19 protein-coding genes and 1 riboswitch are annotated in these 20,508 nt (G+C 70.4%); of the genes, 12 read left to right on the top strand and 7 right to left on the bottom strand.

All coding sequences use genetic code 11. From position 1 onward, the window contains the following. Positions 1-17: 17 nt before the first annotated feature. Entirely contained in the window at positions 18-464 is a 447-nt protein-coding gene (locus SGLAU_RS22285; RefSeq protein ID WP_043504034.1) for a hypothetical protein, read from the bottom strand. Positions 465-687: 223 nt separating this feature from the next. On the opposite strand from SGLAU_RS22285, the gene SGLAU_RS22280 reads away from it, so the two are divergent. After that, positions 688-1,656: a diacylglycerol/lipid kinase family protein gene (locus SGLAU_RS22280; RefSeq protein ID WP_043504033.1), complete on the top strand. Its 969-nt coding sequence runs from the start codon at positions 688-690 to the stop codon at positions 1,654-1,656. A gap of 317 nt (positions 1,657-1,973) precedes the next feature. After that, on the top strand, positions 1,974-2,231 hold the full coding sequence (locus SGLAU_RS22275) for a WhiB family transcriptional regulator (protein WP_003992873.1): 258 nt from the start codon (positions 1,974-1,976) through the stop codon (positions 2,229-2,231). A 261-nt stretch (positions 2,232-2,492) separates the two neighbouring features. Here SGLAU_RS22275 and SGLAU_RS22270 read toward each other — a convergent pair whose 3' ends face one another. Continuing rightward, entirely contained in the window at positions 2,493-3,959 is a 1,467-nt protein-coding gene (locus tag SGLAU_RS22270; protein ID WP_043506904.1) for a sensor histidine kinase, read from the bottom strand. Between the two features lie 454 nt (positions 3,960-4,413). Then, on the bottom strand, positions 4,414-5,052 hold the full coding sequence (locus SGLAU_RS22265) for a TetR/AcrR family transcriptional regulator (RefSeq protein WP_043504032.1): 639 nt from the start codon (positions 5,050-5,052) through the stop codon (positions 4,414-4,416). A gap of 97 nt (positions 5,053-5,149) precedes the next feature. Between SGLAU_RS22265 and SGLAU_RS22260 the strand changes: the two genes are divergently transcribed. Beyond that, complete coding sequence (locus SGLAU_RS22260; RefSeq protein ID WP_043504030.1) at positions 5,150-5,899, top strand: SDR family oxidoreductase; 750 nt, start codon at positions 5,150-5,152, stop codon at positions 5,897-5,899. A 255-nt stretch (positions 5,900-6,154) separates the two neighbouring features. Continuing rightward, entirely contained in the window at positions 6,155-6,940 is a 786-nt protein-coding gene (gene nagB / locus SGLAU_RS22255; RefSeq protein WP_043504029.1) for a glucosamine-6-phosphate deaminase, read from the top strand. A 624-nt stretch (positions 6,941-7,564) separates the two neighbouring features. On the opposite strand, the gene SGLAU_RS22250 is transcribed toward nagB, so the two are convergent. The 4 genes from SGLAU_RS22250 to SGLAU_RS22235 all read right to left on the bottom strand — a co-directional run bounded on the left by SGLAU_RS22250 (position 7,565) and on the right by SGLAU_RS22235 (position 12,244). After that, positions 7,565-9,052, bottom strand: coding sequence for a glycoside hydrolase family 3 protein (locus tag SGLAU_RS22250; protein ID WP_043504028.1), 1,488 nt, complete (start codon positions 9,050-9,052; stop codon positions 7,565-7,567). A gap of 8 nt (positions 9,053-9,060) precedes the next feature. After that, the gene (locus tag SGLAU_RS22245) at positions 9,061-9,891 is read right to left on the bottom strand and encodes a carbohydrate ABC transporter permease (protein ID WP_043504026.1); all 831 of its coding nucleotides are present in this window, start codon (positions 9,889-9,891) and stop codon (positions 9,061-9,063) included. Beyond that, a complete protein-coding gene (locus SGLAU_RS22240; protein ID WP_043506903.1) occupies positions 9,888-10,877 on the bottom strand; it encodes a carbohydrate ABC transporter permease in 990 nt (329 codons plus the stop codon). The genes SGLAU_RS22245 and SGLAU_RS22240 overlap by 4 nt, the downstream gene beginning before the upstream one ends. An 89-nt stretch (positions 10,878-10,966) precedes the next feature. Then, the gene (locus SGLAU_RS22235; RefSeq protein WP_043504023.1) at positions 10,967-12,244 is read right to left on the bottom strand and encodes an extracellular solute-binding protein; all 1,278 of its coding nucleotides are present in this window, start codon (positions 12,242-12,244) and stop codon (positions 10,967-10,969) included. Between the two features lie 341 nt (positions 12,245-12,585). On the opposite strand from SGLAU_RS22235, the gene SGLAU_RS22230 reads away from it, so the two are divergent. The 8 genes from SGLAU_RS22230 to SGLAU_RS22195 all read left to right on the top strand — a co-directional run bounded on the left by SGLAU_RS22230 (position 12,586) and on the right by SGLAU_RS22195 (position 20,480). Then, positions 12,586-13,350 carry a GntR family transcriptional regulator gene (locus tag SGLAU_RS22230; protein WP_043504022.1) on the top strand — a complete coding sequence of 255 codons (765 nt, stop codon included), beginning with the start codon at positions 12,586-12,588 and terminating at the stop codon, positions 13,348-13,350. Between the two features lie 152 nt (positions 13,351-13,502). Beyond that, positions 13,503-13,757: a DUF3311 domain-containing protein gene (locus SGLAU_RS22225; protein WP_063838885.1), complete on the top strand. Its 255-nt coding sequence runs from the start codon at positions 13,503-13,505 to the stop codon at positions 13,755-13,757. After that, positions 13,757-15,385, top strand: a complete 1,629-nt coding sequence (gene mctP, locus SGLAU_RS22220) for a monocarboxylate uptake permease MctP (protein WP_043504018.1) — start codon at positions 13,757-13,759, stop codon at positions 15,383-15,385. Before SGLAU_RS22225 ends, mctP begins: the two co-directional genes overlap by 1 nt. Before the next feature lie 111 nt (positions 15,386-15,496). Next, a complete protein-coding gene (locus SGLAU_RS22215) occupies positions 15,497-15,796 on the top strand; it encodes a hypothetical protein (protein WP_043504011.1) in 300 nt (99 codons plus the stop codon). A 14-nt stretch (positions 15,797-15,810) separates the two neighbouring features. Then, entirely contained in the window at positions 15,811-16,212 is a 402-nt protein-coding gene (locus SGLAU_RS22210) for a hypothetical protein (protein ID WP_043504010.1), read from the top strand. 85 nt (positions 16,213-16,297) lie between these two features. Then, the gene (locus SGLAU_RS22205) at positions 16,298-16,804 is read left to right on the top strand and encodes a GNAT family N-acetyltransferase (protein ID WP_043504009.1); all 507 of its coding nucleotides are present in this window, start codon (positions 16,298-16,300) and stop codon (positions 16,802-16,804) included. A gap of 17 nt (positions 16,805-16,821) precedes the next feature. After that, a riboswitch (cobalamin riboswitch) is annotated at positions 16,822-16,981 on the top strand. A gap of 119 nt (positions 16,982-17,100) precedes the next feature. Beyond that, positions 17,101-19,467, top strand: a complete 2,367-nt coding sequence (locus SGLAU_RS22200) for a ribonucleoside-diphosphate reductase subunit alpha (RefSeq protein WP_043504008.1) — start codon at positions 17,101-17,103, stop codon at positions 19,465-19,467. Further along, positions 19,467-20,480, top strand: a complete 1,014-nt coding sequence (locus SGLAU_RS22195) for a ribonucleotide-diphosphate reductase subunit beta (RefSeq protein WP_043504006.1) — start codon at positions 19,467-19,469, stop codon at positions 20,478-20,480. Before SGLAU_RS22200 ends, SGLAU_RS22195 begins: the two co-directional genes overlap by 1 nt. Positions 20,481-20,508: the final 28 nt, after the last annotated feature.

The following is a 20,508-nucleotide window of genomic DNA, read 5'->3' as shown; positions in this document are numbered from 1 at the left end:
GCCGGTTGCTTCCCGGCTCACTTCTCGGCGTTGCCGGGCCCGCGGATGCCGAGGGCCCGGGTCGTCTCCGCGTTGATCAGCAGCACGAGCGTGGCGACGGCGACGACGGCCAGGGCGATGCCCGCGGGGATCGACATGCTGTCGGCCTGGAGCAGGTTGTAGGCCACGGGCAGCGCCATGATCTGGGTGATGATCGCGGGTCCGCGGCTCCAGCTGCGGCGGGCCAGCAGCCCCCGCGCCGCGAGCAGCGGCAGCAGCGCGAGCACGATCAGGGTCACGCCTCCGGTGACGGCCTGCCGGCGGTCGTCCGGCTCCCCGGTCAGCCCGAGGACGAGCATCCAGACGCCGCCGGCCACCAGCGCCAGGCCCTCCAGCCCGGCCAGGGCCGCCGCGGCGGTCAGCCGGACGGGACGCGGGCCCGTCAGGTCGGCGGTCTCGGGGCTGGGGTTCTGGGCAGAGCTCACCCTTGCAGGGTAGCGGCCGGGACGGGGTCCGCGCGGGCGAGGTGCGGTGCACCGGCATGACGGGCCGCGCGGCACGGAGCGGGAGCCGGTCCCCGGCGCGCGTGGGCCGGCGAGGCGCCCTTTACCCGCCTCGCGCCCTCGTGTCGAGGTTCACGCCGGGAACCCTCACGTGATCCCCACTCCGGTCTGGGCCAAGTACCCCCCAGTAGGTACGCTGCCATCCATGCGTGCACTTCTCGTGGTCAATCCGGCGGCAACCACCACAAGCGCACGTACGCGCGATGTCCTGATCCACGCGCTCGCGAGCGAGATGAAGCTCGACGCGGTCACCACGGAGTACCGCGGCCACGCACGCGACCTCGGTCGGCATGCGGCGCAGAGCCAGGACATCGAACTGGTCGTGGCCCTCGGCGGCGACGGCACGGTCAACGAGGTCGTCAACGGCCTGCTGCACGACGGCCCGGACCCCGGCCGGCTGCCCCGCCTCGCCGTGGTGCCCGGCGGCTCCACCAATGTCTTCGCCCGTGCGCTGGGGCTGCCGAACGACGCGGTGGAGGCGACCGGCGCCCTGCTGGACGCGCTGCGCGAGGGCCGGGAGCGCACGGTCGGGCTGGGACTGACCTCCGGGACCCCGGGCTCCGAGGACGAGTCCGTCCCGTCGCGCTGGTTCACCTTCAACGCGGGCCTGGGCTTCGACGCGGGCGTGGTGGGCCGGGTCGAGCAGCAGCGCGAGCGCGGCAAGAAGTCGACGCACGCCCTCTACGTCCGCCAGGTGGTGCGCCAGCTGCTCGGTGAGCCGCACCGCCGGCACGGCACGATCTCCCTGGAGCGGGACGGCGAAGAGCTGGCGTCGGATCTGGTGCTGTCCATAGTCTCGAACACCGCCCCGTGGACGTTCCTCGGCAATCGCCCCATGTATGCGTCGCCTAAGGCTTCGTTCGACACGGGTCTCGACGTGTTCGGTCTCAGCCGACTGTCGACGGCCTCGGTTGCCCGGTATGGCACCCAGTTGCTCACTTCGTCCCCCGAGCGCGGACCCCGGGGCAGGCACGCCGTGTCCCTGCACGATCTGACCGAGTTCACCTTGCATTCGAAGGTGCCCCTGCCCCTCCAGATGGACGGTGACCACCTGGGGCTGCGTACGAGCGTGACGTTCACAGGCGTACGCCGTGCACTGCGTGTGATTGTGTGAGCAGAACGGGCCAAAGTCCTTTCACTCGAACGTTTAGGCCAGGATCCACCCCATGGAAGTACGGCTGTGACCTAGTCGACACCGAGGAATCAAAAAAAACTTTCCGGAAGGGGTTGTATCCGCCGCTGAGGTTTGCGAGTCTCTACGTGGCGATCGGGACGGCCCGCAGGAACGGCCCCACAGATCACCGGAACCCCTCCTCAAACCAAGGACCACGCCAGTGAACCTGGCAGTCGGCCCTTCACTTGTTGAGGGATTCGTGAAAGCGTTCACATTCACAAGCAATCTGCACGTAATACCAAGGAGAGGTAGCAGCCATGGACTGGCGTCACAACGCCGTTTGCCGCGAGGAAGACCCCGAGCTCTTCTTCCCCATCGGCAACACCGGTCCTGCGCTGCTGCAGATCGAGGAAGCCAAGGCCGTCTGCCGTCGCTGCCCGGTGATCGAGCAGTGTCTGCAGTGGGCGCTCGAGTCCGGCCAGGACTCCGGCGTCTGGGGTGGTCTCAGCGAGGACGAGCGCCGCGCGATGAAGCGCCGCGCCGCCCGCAACCGGGCCCGTCAGGCCTCCGCCTGACACACCCACCCCGCTGACAGCCTGAGCTTGGCGGCGCGTACAGCGAGTACGCAACTCCCGCCCCCGAGCACGCAGCGCGCAGTACCCCGATGCGCTTAGCACACGAGCAGAGCAGCAGCGAGCACTGGCCTCGGACCCACCACGGTCCGGGGCTCTTTGCTTTCCCGCCCGCTCCCCGGCCTCTCCTCCGGCCGCGCGCCCGCCGGCTCCCCCGTCCGCCGTCCCGCTGCCGCGTCCTGCTCGCCGTCCGTCCCGTCCGTCCTACTTCTGCGCCCGTACCGGCAGGTCCAGGAGCACCTGCGTGCCGCGCTCCGGGGCCGGGACCATGTCGAAGGTGCCGCCCAACTCCCCCTCGACCAGCGTCCGCACGATCTGCAGGCCCAGATTGCCGGAGGTGCGCGGGTCGAAGCCGGGGGGCAGGCCGACGCCGTCGTCCTGGACGGTGACCAGGAGGCGGCCCTCCTTCGAGGTGCCGCCGCGGACCGCCGAGACCTCCACCGTTCCGGTGTCACCCTCCCGGAATCCGTGTTCCAGGGCGTTCTGCAGCACTTCGGTCAGCACCATGGACAGCGGGGTGGCGACCTCGGCGTCCAGGATGCCGAAGCGGCCGGTGCGCCGGCCGGTGACCTTGCCCGGCGAGATCTCGGCGACCATGGCCAGCACGCGGTCGGCGATCTCGTCGAACTCCACCCGCTCGTCGAGGTTCTGGGACAGCGTCTCGTGCACGATCGCGATCGAGCCCACGCGCCGTACGGCCTCTTCGAGCGCCGCGCGGCCCCGTTCCGACTCGATGCGCCGGGCCTGGAGGCGCAGCAGGGCGGCCACCGTCTGGAGGTTGTTCTTCACCCGGTGGTGGATCTCCCGGATGGTGGCATCCTTGGTGATCAACTCGCGTTCGCGTCGGCGCAGTTCGGTGACGTCCCGGAGCAGCACCAGGGAGCCGATGCGGGTGCCCTTGGGCTTGAGCGGGATCGCCCGGAACTGGATCACCCCGTCCTTGGCCTCGATCTCGAACTCGCGGGGCGCCCATCCGCTGGCGACCTTGGCCAGCGCCTCGTCCACCGGTCCGCGGGTGGGGGCCAGTTCGGCGGTGGTCCGGCCGAGGTGGTGGCCGACCAGGTCGGCGGCGAGACCCATACGGTGGTAGGCGGAGAGGGCGTTCGGCGAGGCGTACTGGACGATGCCGTCCGCGTCGAGCCGGATCAGGCCGTCGCCCACGCGGGGCGAGGCGTCCATGTCGACCTGCTGGTTGGCGAAGGGGAAGGCGCCGGCCGCGATCATCTGGGCGAGGTCCGAGGCGGACTGGAGGTAGGTCAGCTCCAGCCGGCTCGGGGTGCGCACGGTGAGCAGGTTGGTGTTGCGGGCGATGACGCCGAGGACGCGTCCTTCCCGCCGTACGGGGATGGACTCGACCCGGACGGGGACCTCCTCGCGCCACTCCGGGTCGCCCTCGCGCACGATCCGGCCCTCGTCGAGCGCCACGTCCAGCATCGGGCGGCGGCCGCGCGGGACCAGGTGGCCGACCATGTCGTCCTGGTAGGAGGTCGGGCCCGTGTTGGGCCGCATCTGCGCGACGGAGACATAGCGGGTGCCGTCGCGGGTGGGGACCCAGAGGACCAGGTCGGCGAAGGAGAGGTCGGAGAGCAGCTGCCACTCCGAGACCAGCAGGTGCAGCCACTCGAGGTCGGAGTCGTCGAGGGCGGTGTGCTGGCGGACCAGTTCGTTCATGGAGGGCACGGGTGCGAGCGTACCCGGGGGCCCGTACGGCACTGAAATGTACGGCCTCGGGCGCCGGCGCACGGCTTCGGGGGCCCTGAGACACCCGCGGGCCGCGGCGCCTGGGAGGGACCCTCAACCCTCCCGGCACCGCAGCCCGGAGCAATATCGGCCGTGGGGTGTGCGGTCCCGGTCGGCCGAAGGATGAGGAGCCGGGGCAGTCAGGGCAGAGAGCTCCGGTTCCTCGGTCCGTCTTCCTGTGCGGGGAAGACGGATGCTTGTTCCCCCGCATGGTCCCGCCGTCGCGGGACTACCGCACGGTGAGTTCCCATGACGGTGGCCTGCAACGATTGTGGACTAGACCACTCGGCGTGTCCATGCGTCGGAAGCTGTTTGTTGTCTGAAGACCAGTGCGGCGCGGGGCCGACAGCCGTTTCCCGGCCTTGGGAAGCCTAACCCGCTCCGGTCATCCGCGGGGCCAAACGGACATGGCAATTTCCGCGAGCGCTTCCAGTTCCGCCCGGCTCGCGCCGTCGCGCGCCTGCTGGGACATGCCCTGGATCATGGCCCCCACGTGCCGGGCGAGCGCCGCCGCGTCGGTGCCGGGCGGCAGCACCCCTGAGGCGATGTCGGCTCTTATCCGGCTTTCGAACGCCGCGATGTTGGCGTTGCGCCGCTCCCTCAGGGACTGCTCCACCTCGGGCGTGGTGCAGTTGGTCGCCGCGTGGACGACGAGGCAGCCGTGCGGGCGGCCGGGGGCGGTGTACTCGGCGGCGGCCTCGCGCAGCGTGCGCTCGACGGCGGCCCGGGCGGTGGGCTCCTCGGCGAGGGCGCGCACGGCGAACGACCCGTACCGCACGCCGTACACCTGCACGACCTCGTCGAACAGGGCGCGCTTGTCACCGAAGGCGGAGTAGAGGCTGGGGGCGCCGATCCCCATGGCGCGGGTGAGGTCGGAGACGGACGTGGCCTCGTACCCGTGCTCCCAGAAGGCCATGATCGCCTTCTCCAGGGCGGTCTCCCGGTCGAAGGAGCGGGGCCGGCCGCGGCCGCGCTGCCCGGCGGCCGGGGCGCTCCGCGCCTCGTTGTCCTGCGCGCTCACCATGGTGTGGATTTTATAGCGGACGCTAGACAAATGACAGAGGCGTGCTCTACGGTCATTTCTGTATCGACCACTAGCAAATTGCGGAGGGGGCGTCGGCATGGGCGCGCTGAGCGGCAGGACGGCACTCGTCACGGGGGCGAGCAGGGGGATCGGGCGCGGTATCGCCGAGCGGCTGGGGCGAGACGGCGCGCGGGTCGCGGTGCACTACGGCACGAACGAGGCGGCGGCGAAGGAGACGGTCGCGGCGATCGAGGCGGCCGGCGGCGCGGCCTTCCCGCTCGGCGTGGAGCTGGGACGGCCCGGGGACGCCGAGGCGCTGTGGGCCGAGTTCGACCGGCACGCGGACGGCGTGGACATCATCGTGAACAACGCCGGGATCGGCACGGCGCCGGCCCTCGAGGAGATCGACGAGGCCGAGTTCGACCGGGTCTTCGCGGTGAACGTGAAGGCGCCCCACTTCATCGTCCAGCACGGTCTCACCCGGCTGCGCGACGGAGGGCGGGTCGTCAACATCTCTTCGGGGCTCGCCCGCACCGCGGTGATGCCGGACAAGATGGCCTACGCGATGACGAAGGGCGCCCTGGACGTGTTCACCCGGGACCTGTCCAAGGTGCTCGGCCCACGGGGCATCACGGTGAATTCGGTGGCTCCCGGCATCATCGCCACCGACAACACGGCCGGGCTCCTCGGCACGGAGGAGGGCCGGGCCCAGGCCGCGGCCATATCGGCGCTCGGCCGGGTGGGCGCGCCGGCGGATGTCGCGGACGTGGTGGCGTTCCTCGCCTCGGACGGCGGCCGGTGGATCACGGGCAGCTGGGTCGACGCGACGGGAGGGTCACTGACCTGAGCCGGCGGGCGGCCGCTCGGCCGCCTCGCGGGATGCGATCCGGCCGGGCGTCGGTGCGCGGCAGGAGCGAGATGGCGGGCCGGGCGGGACCATGCCTCCCCCTCGGGTTCATCCCGCCGTCACCCCTCCGTCGAACGGCCCACGACACCTGGGAACGGGTACCGCCGCTCTGTTAGATTGGTCTCCAGATTGGTCTAAACCACATGGCCCCTCCCGGGTGCCTTCGAGTCCCCTCTTCAGATCGGCAGGCCCAGCGTGGAAGTTGTCATCGTTCCGGACGCACCGGCCGGCGGCGAGCTGATTGCCGAGGCCATGGCCCAGCTGCTCCGGCGCAAGCCCGATGCCCTGCTCGGTGTGGCCACCGGCTCGACGCCGCTGCCCATCTACCAGGCCCTCGCGGCCAAGGTGCGCTCCGGGGCCGTGGACGCATCGCGGGCGCGGATCGCCCAGCTCGACGAGTACGTGGGGCTGCCCTCCTCGCACCCGGAGTCGTACCGTTCCGTGCTGCGGCGTGAGGTGCTGGAGCCGCTGGGGCTGTCGATGGACGCGTTCATGGGACCCGACGGCGAGGCGGAGGACGTCCAGGCGGCCTGCGCGGCCTACGACAGGGCGCTCGCCGAGGCCGGCGGGGTGGATCTGCAGCTGCTCGGGATCGGCACCGACGGGCACATCGGGTTCAACGAGCCCTGCTCCTCCCTCGCCTCGCGCACCCGGATCAAGACGCTGACCGAGCAGACCCGGATCGACAACGCGCGCTTCTTCGAGGGCGACATCGACCAGGTCCCGCACCACGTCATCACCCAGGGCATCGGGACGATCCTGGAGGCACGGCACCTGGTGCTGCTGGCCACCGGGGAGGGCAAGGCGGACGCGGTCGCCGCGACGGTGGAGGGGCCGGTGGCCGCGGTGTGTCCCGCCTCCGCGCTGCAACTGCACCCGCACGCCACGGTTGTCGTCGACGAGGCCGCGGCGTCCAAGCTGAAGCTCGTGGACTACTTCCGGCACACCTACGCCAACAAGCCGGAGTGGCAGGGGATCTAGCACTCGGCGGCAGCGGCCGGGCGGGTGGCGCTCAGCACCCGGCCGGTCCCGCCCGACCCGACGGTGCCGTGCGTCTCCACGACCCGAACGGGTCGACGAGGCGACTCGTCCGAGCCCTGCTCGCGATCCGTCTGTCCCGCGCGCACCGTACGAAAAGGCGCCGGCCACCTTCTCCAGGTGGCCGACGCCCCACACCAAGACCAGGCCGGCGGAACCCCCCGGCCCAGACACACCCACGCCCACCCCACCCACCAAGGGGCGCGGGGAACTGCGCGACCAGCCACAACCGACCTGCAGCCGCCCGCCGGCAGAACCCGACACGGTCCTCCCGAGACCCGGCGACCAGGCCCATACGACCCCACGACCAGGCCCGCGGAACCCGCGCGCCGACACACCCACGCCCACCCCACCCACCAAGGGGCGCGGGGAACTGCGCGACCAACCACAACCGACCCGCAGCCGCCCGCGGGCAGAACCCGACACGGCCCCCGGCACCGCGCCACCAGACCCATGCGCCAGCGCGGAAGGCCCCCGGCGTCGTGCCGGCAGCGCCCCCCGACGCTCCGGCACGCGCACCGGGTCGCCCGGCGCCGGCGACGGGGACCCGGACCCGCGGCTACGCGGCTACACGCCGGCGATGATCTCCGCCGCCGCGCGTCCGCACACCCGGGCCGCGCCGTGGGTGGCGATGTGCAGGGCGCCCCGTGCCGGGGCCTGGGGGACGCCCATCTCCACCACGAGGGTGTCGGGGCGGACGGTCAGCAGGGTGTCGAGGGCCGCCGCCATCCAGGGATGGCGGTGCTCGTCGCGCACGACGGCCACGATGCGCCGGTCGCCGGCCGCCGCGAGGGCGGAGCCGCCGGCGTCCGGGCCGGTGAAGGTGCCCGCCTCGGTGCCGGGGAGCAGCCCGGCGAGTTCGGCGGCCACACCCCAGGGGGTCTCGTCACCGACGGCGATGTTGGCGACCGGGGTGAACGCGGCCACGTACGGCGCCTCGGTGAGCGGGGTGAAGCCCTCCGCCCCGGTGGTCCGCACCGCTCGCCGGGCCGCGGTGAGCCCGACGTCGGCGGTGCCGTCCCGGCCGGCTTCGGCGGTGGCGGCTCCCGCCGTCCAGTGGGCCAGTTCCCGGACCCGGCGCGCCGCGTCGGCGAGCCGTTCCTCGGCGAGTTCACCGGAGCGTACGGCGGCGACCAGGGCGTCGCGCAGGCGGCGGACCGTCTCGTCGTCGGCGAGTCCGCCGCCCACGCAGATCGCGTCGGCGCCCGCGGCGATGGCGAGCACGCTGCCGCGTTCGATGCCGTAGGTGGCGGCGATGGCCTGCATCTCCATGCCGTCGGTGACGATCAGGCCGTCGTAGCCGAGTTCGCCGCGCAGCAGGTCGGTGAGGATGCGGCGGGACAACGTTGCCGGGAGGTCCTGGTCGAGGGCGGGGACCAGGATGTGGGCGCTCATCACGGCCCGGGTGCCGGCCGCGATGGCGGCGCGGAAGGGGGCCAGCTCGCGGTCGCCGAGCACCACCGGGTCCGCGTCGATGCGGGGCAGCGCGTGGTGGGAGTCGACGGCGGTGTCGCCGTGGCCGGGGAAGTGCTTGGTGCAGGCGGCGACACCGGCGGACTGCAGGCCCGTCACATAGGCCGCGGTGTGCCGGGCGACCAGGTCGGGGTCGGCGCCGAAGGAGCGGACGCCGATCACCGGGTTCCCGGGGTTGGAGTTGACGTCCGCCGACGGGGCCCAGTTGAGGTTGACGCCGCAGGCGGCCAGGCGGCGGCCGAGTTCGCGGGCGACCTCGCGGGTCAGTTCGACGTCGTCCACGGCGCCCAGCGCGTGGTTGCCGGGGAAGGAGGAGCCGGTGCCCACTTCGAGGCGGGTGACGTCGCCGCCCTCCTCGTCGATGGCGACCAGGACGTCGTCCCGTTCGGCGCGCAGCTGCGCGGTGAGCGCGGCCAGCTGCTCCGGGGAGGCGATGTTGCGGCCGAAGAGGCCGACCGAGGCGAGGCCTTCACCGAGGCGGCGCAGCAGCCAGTCGGGGGCGGTGGTGCCGGTGAAGCCGGGTTGGAGGACCGTCAGCGCGTCCCGGGTCAGGGTGTCGGTTTCGCTGGCGAATGTCGTCATCGAGGGGGTTATCCCTTCACGGCGCCGGCGGTCAGGCCGCTGACGGCCTTGCGCTGGAGGAAGACGAAGAGGATGAGGATCGGGATCGCGAAGAGCGAGGAGGCGGCCATGGTGGCGCCCCAGTTGTCGCCGAAGGCGCTGCGGAAGCTGGACAGCCACAGCGGCAGCGTCTGGGACTCGGCCTCCTTGTTGAGGATCAGCACCAGCGCGAACTCGTTCCAGGCGGTGATGAAGCCGAACATCGAGGTCGACATCAGTCCGGGGGCGAGCAGCGGCAGGATCACCCGGCGGAAGGCCTGGACGCGGGTGCAGCCGTCGACCATGGCCGCCTCCTCCAGCTCCTGCGGGACGGCGGCGACGAAGCCGCGCAGCGTCAGGATGGTGAAGGGGAGGATCATCATCATGTAGAAGAGCGTCAGCGGGACGAGGCTGTTGAGCATCGAAGCGTCCCGGACGATCATGTACATCGCGATGATCATGACTTCCCAGGGCGCCATCTGCGCCAGCATGAAGCCGATGATGAAGCCGCGCCGCCCCTTGAACCGCATGCGGGCCAGGGCGAAGGAGCCGGCGAGCGCGATGATCAGGGAGAAGACCACCGCGAGGACCGTCACCGTCAGCGAGTTGGTGACGTACGTCCAGAAGTGGTCGACGCCGGTCGCGGTCTTGAAGTGCTCGAAGGTGAAGTCGGTCGGGAACCAGACCGGGTCCTCGGAGATGATGTCGCCGGTCGGCTTGAACGCCGTGGCGAACATCCAGTACACGGGGAAGACGAAGCCGATGAACAGGACGACGGCCGTCAGGTTGGGCCACAGGCGGCCGAAGAGCGAGCGCTTCACAGCTCGTCCTCCTCTTGCTTGAGCACGATCCGCAGGTAGTAGGCGGTGAGGCCGAGCAGGATCAGGATGGTCAGGACGGCGATCGCCGCGCCCATGCCGTAGTGCTGGTTGCCGACGCCCTCGATGTAGGCGTAGACGGGCAGGATCTCGGTGAGCCGGTCGGGCCCGCCGCCGTTGATGGTGAAGACCTGCACGAACGCCTTGAAGATCCAGATGATCTCGAGGAAGGTCGTCGCGTAGAGGAAGGGGCGCAGGTAGGGCAGGGTGACCGTGGTGAAGCTGCGCCAGGCGCCCGCGCCGTCGAGGGAGGCGGCTTCGTACAGCTCGGTGGGGATGGTGGTCGTCGCGGCGTAGAGGTTGATCGCGACGAACGGGACGGACATCCACACGATCAGCACGGTGACGACGAAGAACGTCGACATCTGGCTGCTCGTCCAGCTGTAGTCGGCCATGGAGTGCCAGCCGAGCTTGTCCAGCACCCAGTTGACGACGCCGAAGCGCTGGGCGAACAGCCACTGGTAGACGGTGGAGGCTGCGACCACCGGCATCGCCCAGGCCAGCACCAGGCCGGACATCAGGGTGAAGCGCATCCGCTTGCCGAGGCGGGCGAGCAGCAGGCCGATCAGGGCGCCCAGGAGCATCGTCAGGACGACGTTGACCGCCGTGAACAGGATCGAGCGGAGGGTGACCCGCCAGAAGTCCTCTCCGGTGAGGACCTCCTTGTAGTTGTCGACGCCGTTCCACTCGGTGACGTGCTGGATCAGCTGCGCCATGTTGAGGTTCTGGAACGACAGCAGGACGTCCTTGACCAGCGGCCAGCCGAGCAGCAGCACGGTGGCCGTGCAGGCCGGCAGCAGCAGGAGGTAGGGGCCGAGCGCGCCGGCGCGGGACGCGGCTCGCTTGGTGGGCCGGCCGGGTCCCACGACGTCCGCCCCCTTGCGGACGTCCGCCGGGCCGGAGGGCGGCCGTTCGGTCTGCACGGTCATGCTCGCCATCTCTTCTCTAGACCTACGACTGTTCGCGGGGCGGGGGCCGCGGCGCGTGTCCGCGGCGGCCCCCGCCCTCGGCGAGCGCCTTACTGCTGCTGCGCCAGGCGCTTGTTGAACTCGTCCTCGACCTGCTTGGCGGCCTGGGCCGGGGACTTGCCGTTCAGCACCGCGGTCATGTAGGTCTTGACCGGGTTGGGGGCGTTCTCGACGGCGGCCCACTCCGGGATGAGCGGCGTGGTGCCACCGCCCGCGGCGGCCGGCGCCATGGCCTCGGCGGCCGCGTTGCCCTTGACGTTGCCCTGCAGCGACTCCTTGTTGGGGATGACGCCGTTGAGCTTGGCCAGCTGGCCCTCGTACTGGTCGGACAGGGCGATCTTCAGGAACTCCTTGGCGAGGTCCTGCTTCTTGCTGCCCGCGGCGACGGCGAGGTTGGAGCCGCCGAGGAAGACGCCCTCGGGCTTGCCGGCCGTGACACCGGGGATGGTGAAGTAGCCGATCTCCTTCTCGATCTTCGGGTTGGCCTCGATGGCGATGCCGGCTTCCCAGCCCATGCCGATGAAGGCGCCGACGTTGCCCTTGCCGAAGACCTCGCCCTGCTGCGGGGTGGCCTCGTCCTTGTCCTTGGGGGCCTTGGAGAGGGACTGGAACTTCTTGTACGTCTCCATGGCGGCGGCGACCTTCGGGTCGGCCAGGTTGGAGACGTACTTGTCGCCGTCCTTCTTGACCAGTTCGCCGCCCTCGCCGACCACCAGGCCGACGAAGTGGTACCAGTTCTGGCCGGGCAGGTAGATCGGCTCGGCGTCGGTCTTGGCGTCGATCTGCTTGAGGTCGGCGTAGAACTCGTCGCGGGTCTTGGGCAGGTCCTTGATGCCGGCGTCGGCCCAGACCTTCTTGTTGTAGATGACGACGCGGTTGGCGAAGTACCAGGGGGCCGCGTACTGCTTGCCCTCGTACACCGAGGAGTTGTTGAGCGACTCGGTCCAGTCGGCGCCGATCTCGGACTTGAGGTCCGCGAGCTCGGCGAGGCCGCCGGTCTTGGCGTAGGCCGGGGTCTGGGTGTTGCCGATCTCGAAGACGTCCGGCGGGTTCTCCTCCGACAGGGCGGTGGTCAGCTTCTGCTGGATGCCGTTCCACTGCTGGATCTCGAACTTGACCTTGGCCTTGGTCTTCTTCTCGAAGGCCGCGGCCACGTCCTTCTGCCACTGGTCCGGCGAGGAGCCGTCCATGACCCAGACGGTCAGGGTCTGGCCCGCGTAACCGTCCGCCCCGGTCTTGCCCTCGTCGCCGCCGTCGTCGCCGCCGCACGCGGCGAGCGAGATCATCATGCCCGCGACACCGATCGCGGATATCAGCTTGCGCTTCACGCCACCCTCCTCAGGGATGCCACAAACCCCCCTGCTCCCCGCGGTGAACCGACGTACCGCCCATGGGGCCGGGACCTGGACCAATGGTGTAGACCAGTACCGGGAGCTTGGCCCAGACCAAAAGGTGTGTCAAGGGTCTGAAGTACGGCCCCACCAGCCGTTATGGGACCTACATATGCAGGAACCTTTAAGTAACAACCCGACGAAAACAGTGGCCCCACCCGTCATACTCGGGTAGACCACTTCAGCGTGGTGGACTAGACCAACGCAGGCCGCGACGGTATACAGAGGGGATCACGGAGCGTGCCGACGACACCTCTACGGAGCCGGGAAGGCGGAGCATGAGCACCGACGTCAGCAGTGCGGAGAACGAGAGCGGGGCGACCGTCCGTACCGCGCGCGTGCCCAAGTACTACCGCCTGAAGAAACACCTGCTCGACATGACGGAGACGCAGGCACCCGGCACCCCCGTCCCGCCCGAGCGCACGCTCGCCGCCGAGTTCGACACCTCGCGCACCACCGTGCGCCAGGCCCTCCAGGAACTGGTGGTCGAGGGCCGCCTGGAGCGGATCCAGGGCAAGGGCACGTTCGTCGCCAAGCCCAAGGTGTCCCAGGCGCTCCAGCTCACCTCCTACACCGAGGACATGCGCGCCCAGGGCCTGGAACCCACCTCGCAGCTGCTCGACATCGGCTACATCACCGCCGACGACCGGCTCGCCGAGCTGCTCGACATCACCGCCGGCGGCCGGGTGCTGCGGATCGAGCGGCTGCGCATGGCCAACGGCGAACCGATGGCCATCGAGACCACCCACCTGTCCGCCAAGCGCTTCCCCGCGCTGCGCCGCTCGCTGGCCAAGTACACCTCGCTCTACACCGCGCTCGCCGAGGTCTACGACGTCCACCTCGCCGAGGCCGAGGAGACCATCGAGACCTCGCTGGCCACCCCGCGCGAGGCCGGCCTGCTCGGCACGGACGTGGGCCTGCCGATGCTGATGCTCTCCCGCCACTCCCTGGACCACCAGGGCAAGCCGGTGGAGTGGGTGCGGTCCGTGTATCGGGGCGACCGCTACAAGTTCGTGGCCCGGCTGAAGCGGCCCGCCGACTGACCGGCCCGGCGGAAAGGGCCCCTTGTCAAGGTTTCCGCTGGTCTCGGCGACCGTGCCGCGACCGATATGCGGACGAGGGGTTCCGTGCGCGCCGTCCCCTGACCTAGATTTCCCGCACATTGCAGGTGATCAGCGAGGGGACGGAGCCACCGATGTCACAAGCCCCGGAAGTCGGCAGAGGAGCGGTGGTGACGCCGGTGCGCGTCGTCATCGGCCTCTGCCTCATAGCGCCGTTCGTGGCGATGCTCTGGGTCGGTTCGTACGCCAAGACCGACCCCACGTTCATCGGCATCCCGTTCTTCTACTGGTACCAGATGGCGTGGGTGCTCATCTCCACCGCGCTGACCATGATCGCGTTCAAGCTGTGGCAGCGCGACCAGCGCGCCCGCCGGGGCGGTGAGCGGTGATGAAGGACGGCGTGAACGGCGTCGCACTCGCCGTCTTCATCTTCTTCTTCCTGGCCGTCACGGTCATGGGCTTCCTGGCCGCGCGCTGGCGCAAGGCCGAGAACGAGCACAGCCTCGACGAGTGGGGTCTGGGCGGCCGGTCGTTCGGCACCTGGATCACCTGGTTCCTGCTCGGCGGCGACCTCTACACGGCCTACACCTTCGTCGCCGTCCCGGCGGCCATCTACGCGGCGGGCGCGGCCGGCTTCTTCGCCGTGCCGTACACCATCCTGGTCTACCCGCTCATCTTCACGTTCCTGCCGCGGCTGTGGTCGGTCTCGCACAAGCACGGCTACGTGACCACCTCGGACTTCGTGCGCGGCCGGTTCGGCTCCAAGGGGCTGTCGCTGGCGGTGGCGCTGACCGGCATCCTGGCCACCATGCCGTACATCGCCCTCCAGCTCGTCGGCATCCAGGCCGTGCTGGACGTGATGGGCGTCGGCGGCGGCGAGGACACCAACTGGTTCATCAAGGACCTGCCGCTGCTCATCGCCTTCGGTGTGCTGGCCGCGTACACCTACTCCTCGGGTCTGCGGGCCCCGGCGCTCATCGCGTTCGTGAAGGACACCCTGATCTACATCGTCATCGCCGTGGCGATCATCTACATCCCGATCAAGCTGGGCGGGTTCGACGACATCTTCGCCAAGGCGAGCGAGGCGTTCGGCCAGACCAACCCGGCGACCGGCGCGCCGCGCGGGGCACTGGTCCCGGGCGACGCGGGCCAGTGGACCTACGCCACGCTGGCGCTGGGCTCCGCGCTGGCGCTGTTCATGTACCCGCACTCGATCACCGCGACGCTCTCCTCCAAGAGCCGCGAGGTGATCCGCCGCAACACCACGATCCTGCCGCTGTACTCCCTCATGCTCGGGCTGCTGGCCCTGCTGGGCTTCATGGCGATCGCGGCCGGCATCAAGGTGCAGAACGGCCAGCTGGCCATCCCTCAGCTGTTCGAGACCATGTTCCCGGACTGGTTCGCGGGTGTCGCGTTCGCGGCGATCGGCATCGGCGCGCTGGTGCCGGCGGCCATCATGTCCATCGCGGCGGCCAACCTCTTCACCCGCAACATCTACAAGGACTTCATCCGCAAGGACGCCACGCCCGAGCAGGAGACCAAGGTCTCCAAGCTGGTGTCGCTGCTGGTGAAGGTCGGCGCGCTGGTCTTCGTCCTGACCATGGACAAGACCGTCGCCATCAACTTCCAGCTGCTGGGCGGCATCTGGATCCTGCAGACCTTCCCGGCGCTCGTCGGCGGCCTGTTCACCCGCTGGTTCCACCGCTGGGCGCTGCTCGCGGGCTGGGCGGTCGGCATGGTCTACGGGACGGTCGCCGCGTACGGGGTGGCCTCGCCGACGCAGAAGCACTTCGGCGGCTCGTCGAAGGAGATCCCGGGCATCGGGGAGATCGGCTACATCGGTCTGACGGCGTTCGTGCTCAACGTCGTCGTCACCGTGGTCCTCACCTTCGTCCTCAAGGCGGTCAAGGCGCCCGAGGGCGTCGACGAGACCAGGCCGGAGGACTACACGGCGGACGCGGGCGACCCGGGCGTCCAGGTGGAGCTGCCGCCGGCCACGGCCGGATCGGCCCACTGACCCCGGCCCACCCCACGCCCCGGCGGCGCCCCGCGAGTTGCGGGGCGCCGCCGGGCGCGAAACCCTGAAAGGGGGTCCCGACTGTCCTCGCGTGCCGTGAGGAGGCGAACAGTGGGTGACAGCATTCCCACCGTCGACGACGTCGTCGCGGCGGACCCGGATATCTCGTTCGACGGTGAGCAGCTCTCGATCCTCTCGCAGGACTCCACCGTGCAGGTCCTGCCCTGGCCGGTCTGCTTCCTGTACGCCGGCCGCCCCGCGTTCTCGATCATGCTGAACGCTCCCAGCCCGGAGCTGGCACTGCTCACCGCCCGGCAGATGGCCGACCGGTTCAACCAGCAGGCCGCGAACTTCGGTCACCAGCCGCTCATGACCGCGCAAGGCGGCTTCTGCCCGCCTTCCTCCGGTTGACCAGGGAGGCCCTCATGGCTTCGGTATCCCCCAGCGGGAACACCTTCGGCGTGACCGTCCGGCAGGTCTCCGGCACCAGCTCGAGCGGTCTCGGCAGTGCCTTCAACGTGGGGAGCCAGGCGCCCGTGACCGGGACGGCTCTGTCGACTCCCGGCGAACTCCTCACCGTGGACATCCTCGTGGAGAACGACCGGGGCACGGCCAACTCCGTGACGGCCAGTGTCAGCGACCAGTCGGGCAGCGGCGCGTTCTTCGGTGAGGGCACACTCGACTGGAACGACGGCGAGTCGGGCGGGCTGTGGATCCAGTTCACCGGCTTCCCCCCGCAAGGGGACGGGAGCACCCCGACCGGCTCCTGCGAGTATTCCCTCATCACGTCCGGGGACGTCGTCGGGGCGCGGGTCTTCACCGTGTGAGTGGATTTGTCGGCTTGTCACACCGCCTCTGTGGTTTTGTGGACAACCCGGATCCCGCCTCGCGCAGGTCCGGCACACTCGGTCCATGGACATCCTCATCCGCCCCGCCACCCCCGCCGACCACGACGCCGTCGCCGAGCTCACCGCGCAGGCCTACCTCCGGGACGGCCTCCTCGACTTCGGCGAGAGCGACGCGTACCTGGGCGTGCTGAGGGACGTCGCCGGACGCGCGGCCGCCGCCGAGGTGCTGGTCGCCGTGGAGCACGACCGCGTCCTCGGCAGCGTGACCTTCGTCCCCTCCGGCGGGCCCATGGCCGACATAGCCGGGCCCGGCGAAGCCGAGATCCGCATGCTCGCCGTGGCCCATGCGGCCCGTGGCCGGGGCGCCGGGGAGGCCCTCGTCCGGGCCTGCGTGGACCGGGCGCGGGCGACGGAGGGCTGCGTCCGGGTCGTGCTGTCGAGCCAGCGCACCATGCACGCCGCCCACCGTCTCTACGAGCGTCTCGGCTTCGTTCGCACTCCCGAGCGGGACTGGAACCCGCTCCCGGAGCTGGACGACATCACGCTCGTCACCTATGAGTTGACACTCTGAAGCCGCCTCGACACAACATCTGGGGGTGGCACGGCAGCCCGGCACAAGATGTATGCTCATGCTCGCTGTCGCCGCAGGGGAATCCGGTGCGAATCCGGAACTGTCCCGCAACGGTGTACTCGCGTGTATCCGCACGCTTGTCCAGTCCGAGGACCTGCCGACAGTGCACCCGGCCGTCCGGCCGGTGTGCCTGACGTCCGGGCCTCGCGGAATGGGCCGGTGGACGCGACGCCGCGCGCGCTCGTGAGCTGCCCCCTGCCTTCGACGAGGCCCCTTGCCGAGCGAGGGAGAGCCACGTGACCATCGCGCCCGCCGATCCGGCCTCAGCAGCGGTCCCGTCCCACGACGACGGTCCCGGCGCCGCACTGCTGCGGACCCTGACCGAGCTGACCGCCGACCTGCCCGACGCCGACCCCGGCCGGGTCGCCGCCGCCGCGCTGCGCGGCCGGTCCGCGCACGCGGACGAGGCGGAGCTGCGGGAGCTGGCCACGGAGGCCGCCGCCGGTCTCATCTCCGAGGACCCCGCCTACAGCAAGCTGGCCGCCCGGCTGCTGGCGATCGGCATCGCCGCCGAGGCCGCCTCGCAGGACGTCACCTCCTTCACCGAGTCCGTCGCGGTCGGCCACCGCGAGGGCCTGATCGCCGACCGCACCGCCGCGTTCGTGCGGCTGCACGCCGAGCGCCTGGACGCCCTCGTCGACCGTGCCGCCGACGACCGCTTCGGCTACTTCGGCCTGCGCACCCTGCACAGCCGCTACCTGCTGCGCCACCCCCTCACCCGCAAGGTGATCGAGACGCCCCAGCACTTCCTGCTTCGGGTCGCCGCCGGTCTCGCCGAGGACGACACCACCCACGCGCTGGAGGAGGTCGCGGCGCTCTACCGGCTCATGAGCCGCCTCGACTACCTGCCCTCCTCCCCCACCCTCTTCAACTCGGGCACCCGGCACCCCCAGATGTCGTCCTGCTACCTCCTGGACTCACCCAAGGACGAGCTGGACTCCATCTACGACCGCTACCACCAGGTCGCCCGCCTGTCGAAGCACGCCGGCGGCATCGGCCTGTCCTACAGCCGCGTCCGCTCGCGCGGCTCCCTGATCCGCGGCACCAACGGCCACTCCAACGGCATCGTCCCGTTCCTCAAGACCCTGGACGCCTCGGTCGCCGCGGTGAACCAGGGCGGCCGGCGCAAGGGCGCCGCCGCGGTCTACCTGGAGACCTGGCACTCCGACATCGAGGAGTTCCTGGAGCTGCGCGACAACACCGGCGAGGACGCCCGCCGCACCCACAACCTCAACCTCGCGCACTGGGTGCCGGACGAGTTCATGCGCCGGGTGAGCGCCGACGAGCAGTGGTCGCTGTTCTCCCCCGCCGACGTGCCGGAGCTGGTCGACCTGTGGGGCGAGGAGTTCGACGCGGCCTACCGCGAGGCCGAGGTGGCGGGTCTCGCCCGCAAGACCATCCCCGCCCGCGACCTGTACGGCCGGATGATGCGCACCCTCGCGCAGACCGGCAACGGCTGGATGACCTTCAAGGACGCCGCCAACCGCACGGCCAACCAGACCGCCGAGCCGGGCCATGTCATCCACTCCTCCAACCTCTGCACGGAGATCCTGGAGGTCACCGACGACGGCGAGACCGCGGTGTGCAACCTGGGCTCGGTGAACCTGGGCGCCTTCGCCGACCCGGCGACCGGCGACCTCGACTGGGAGCGCCTGGACGAGACCGTCCGCACGGCCGTCACCTTCCTGGACCGCGTGGTCGACATCAATTTCTACCCGACCGAGCAGGCGGGCCGCTCCAACGCCAAGTGGCGGCCCGTCGGCCTCGGCGCGATGGGCCTGCAGGACGTCTTCTTCAAGCTGCGGCTGCCCTTCGACTCGCCGCAGGCCAAGGCCCTGTCGACGCGGATCGCCGAGCGGATCATGCTCGCCGCGTACGAGGCCTCGGCCGACCTGGCGGAGCGCAACGGCCCGCTGCCCGCCTGGGAGAAGACCCGCACCGCCCGCGGTGTGCTGCACCCCGACCACTACGACGTGGAGCTGACCTGGCCGGAGCGCTGGGCGGCGCTGCGGACCCGGATCGCCGAGGTCGGCCTGCGCAACTCGCTGCTCCTGGCCATCGCGCCCACCGCCACGATCGCGTCCATCGCGGGCGCGTACGAGTGCATCGAGCCGCAGGTGTCCAACCTGTTCAAGCGCGAGACGCTGTCCGGTGAGTTCCTCCAGGTCAACTCCTACCTGGTCGCGGACCTGAAGCGGCTCGGCGTCTGGGACGCCCGCACCCGTGAGGCGCTGCGCGACGCCAACGGCTCGGTGCAGGACTTCGCGTGGATCCCCGAGGAGGTGCGGCGGCTGTACCGCACGGCGTGGGAGATCCCCCAGCGCGGCCTGATCGACATGGCCGCGGCCCGCACCCCGTTCCTGGACCAGGCACAGTCCCTGAACCTCTTCCTGGAGACGCCGACCATCGGCAAGCTCTCCTCCATGTACGCGTACGCCTGGAAGTCCGGGCTGAAGACGACGTACTACCTGCGCTCGCGCCCCGCGACGCGCATCGCCCGCGCCGCCCGGGCGCAGGCCACCGTCCCCGTGCAGGCCGCCCCGGACCCCGAAGCGGTCGCCTGCTCCCTGGAAAACCCCGAGTCCTGCGAGGCCTGCCAGTGATGTCCACCCGAAACCAGAACCTCCTCGACCCGGGCTTCGAGCTGACCCTGCGCCCCATGCGCTACCCGGACTTCTACGAGCGCTACCGGGACGCCATCAAGAACACCTGGACCGTGGAGGAGGTCGACCTCCACTCGGACGTCGCCGACCTCGCCAAGCTGACCCCCGCCGAGCAGCACCTGATCGGCCGCCTGGTCGCCTTCTTCGCGACGGGCGACTCGATCGTGGCGAACAACCTGGTGCTGACCCTCTACAAGCACATCAACTCCCCCGAGGCGCGCCTGTACCTGTCGCGCCAGCTGTTCGAGGAGGCCGTGCACGTCCAGTTCTACCTGACGCTGCTGGACACCTACCTGCCCGACCCGGACGACCGGGCGGCGGCCTTCGCGGCGGTGGAGAACATCCCGTCCATCCGGGAGAAGGCCGAGTTCTGCTTCAAGTGGATGGACTCGGTGGAGAAGCTGGACCGGCTGGAGAGCAAGGCCGACCGCCGCCGCTTCCTGCTCAACCTGATCTGCTTCGCCGCCTGCATCGAGGGGCTGTTCTTCTACGGCGCCTTCGCCTACGTCTACTGGTTCCGCAGCCGCGGTCTGCTGCACGGCCTCGCGACCGGCACCAACTGGGTGTTCCGCGACGAGACGATGCACATGAGCTTCGCGTTCGACGTCGTCGACACCGTGCGCAAGGAGGAGCCGGACCTCTTCGACGACCAGCTCCGCCGGCAGGTGACGGACATGCTGCGGGAGGCCGTCGAGGCGGAGCTGCAGTTCGCCCGTGACCTGTGCGGGGACGGTCTGCCGGGCATGAACACCGAGTCGATGCGGCAGTACCTGGAGTGCGTCGCCGACCAGCGGCTCACCCGCCTCGGCTTCGCCCCGGTGTACGGCGCGGAGAACCCGTTCTCCTTCATGGAGTTGCAGGGTGTCCAGGAGCTGACCAACTTCTTCGAGCGGCGTCCGTCGGCGTACCAGGTGGCGGTCGAGGGCACGGTGGACCTGGACGAGGACTTCTGAGCCCGCGGTCGGGGCCGGCCTGGCGGGC

Source organism: Streptomyces glaucescens, from assembly GCF_000761215.1.
GTDB lineage: Bacteria > Actinomycetota > Actinomycetes > Streptomycetales > Streptomycetaceae > Streptomyces > Streptomyces glaucescens_B.
This window is presented reverse-complemented; position numbering and strand designations above follow the sequence as displayed.

Coding starts and splice junctions, on each gene's coding strand:
- SGLAU_RS22280 (WP_043504033.1), top strand. CDS start 688: ATGCGTGCACTTCTCGTGGTCAATCCGGCGGCAACCACCACAAGCGCA.
- SGLAU_RS22275 (WP_003992873.1), top strand. CDS start 1,974: ATGGACTGGCGTCACAACGCCGTTTGCCGCGAGGAAGACCCCGAGCTC.
- SGLAU_RS22270 (WP_043506904.1), bottom strand. CDS start 3,959: ATGAACGAACTGGTCCGCCAGCACACCGCCCTCGACGACTCCGACCTC.
- SGLAU_RS22265 (WP_043504032.1), bottom strand. CDS start 5,052: ATGGTGAGCGCGCAGGACAACGAGGCGCGGAGCGCCCCGGCCGCCGGG.
- SGLAU_RS22260 (WP_043504030.1), top strand. CDS start 5,150: ATGGGCGCGCTGAGCGGCAGGACGGCACTCGTCACGGGGGCGAGCAGG.
- SGLAU_RS22250 (WP_043504028.1), bottom strand. CDS start 9,052: ATGACGACATTCGCCAGCGAAACCGACACCCTGACCCGGGACGCGCTG.
- SGLAU_RS22240 (WP_043506903.1), bottom strand. CDS start 10,877: ATGACCGTGCAGACCGAACGGCCGCCCTCCGGCCCGGCGGACGTCCGC.
- SGLAU_RS22230 (WP_043504022.1), top strand. CDS start 12,586: ATGAGCACCGACGTCAGCAGTGCGGAGAACGAGAGCGGGGCGACCGTC.
- SGLAU_RS22225 (WP_063838885.1), top strand. CDS start 13,503: ATGTCACAAGCCCCGGAAGTCGGCAGAGGAGCGGTGGTGACGCCGGTG.
- mctP (WP_043504018.1), top strand. CDS start 13,757: ATGAAGGACGGCGTGAACGGCGTCGCACTCGCCGTCTTCATCTTCTTC.
- SGLAU_RS22210 (WP_043504010.1), top strand. CDS start 15,811: ATGGCTTCGGTATCCCCCAGCGGGAACACCTTCGGCGTGACCGTCCGG.
- SGLAU_RS22205 (WP_043504009.1), top strand. CDS start 16,298: ATGGACATCCTCATCCGCCCCGCCACCCCCGCCGACCACGACGCCGTC.
- SGLAU_RS22195 (WP_043504006.1), top strand. CDS start 19,467: ATGTCCACCCGAAACCAGAACCTCCTCGACCCGGGCTTCGAGCTGACC.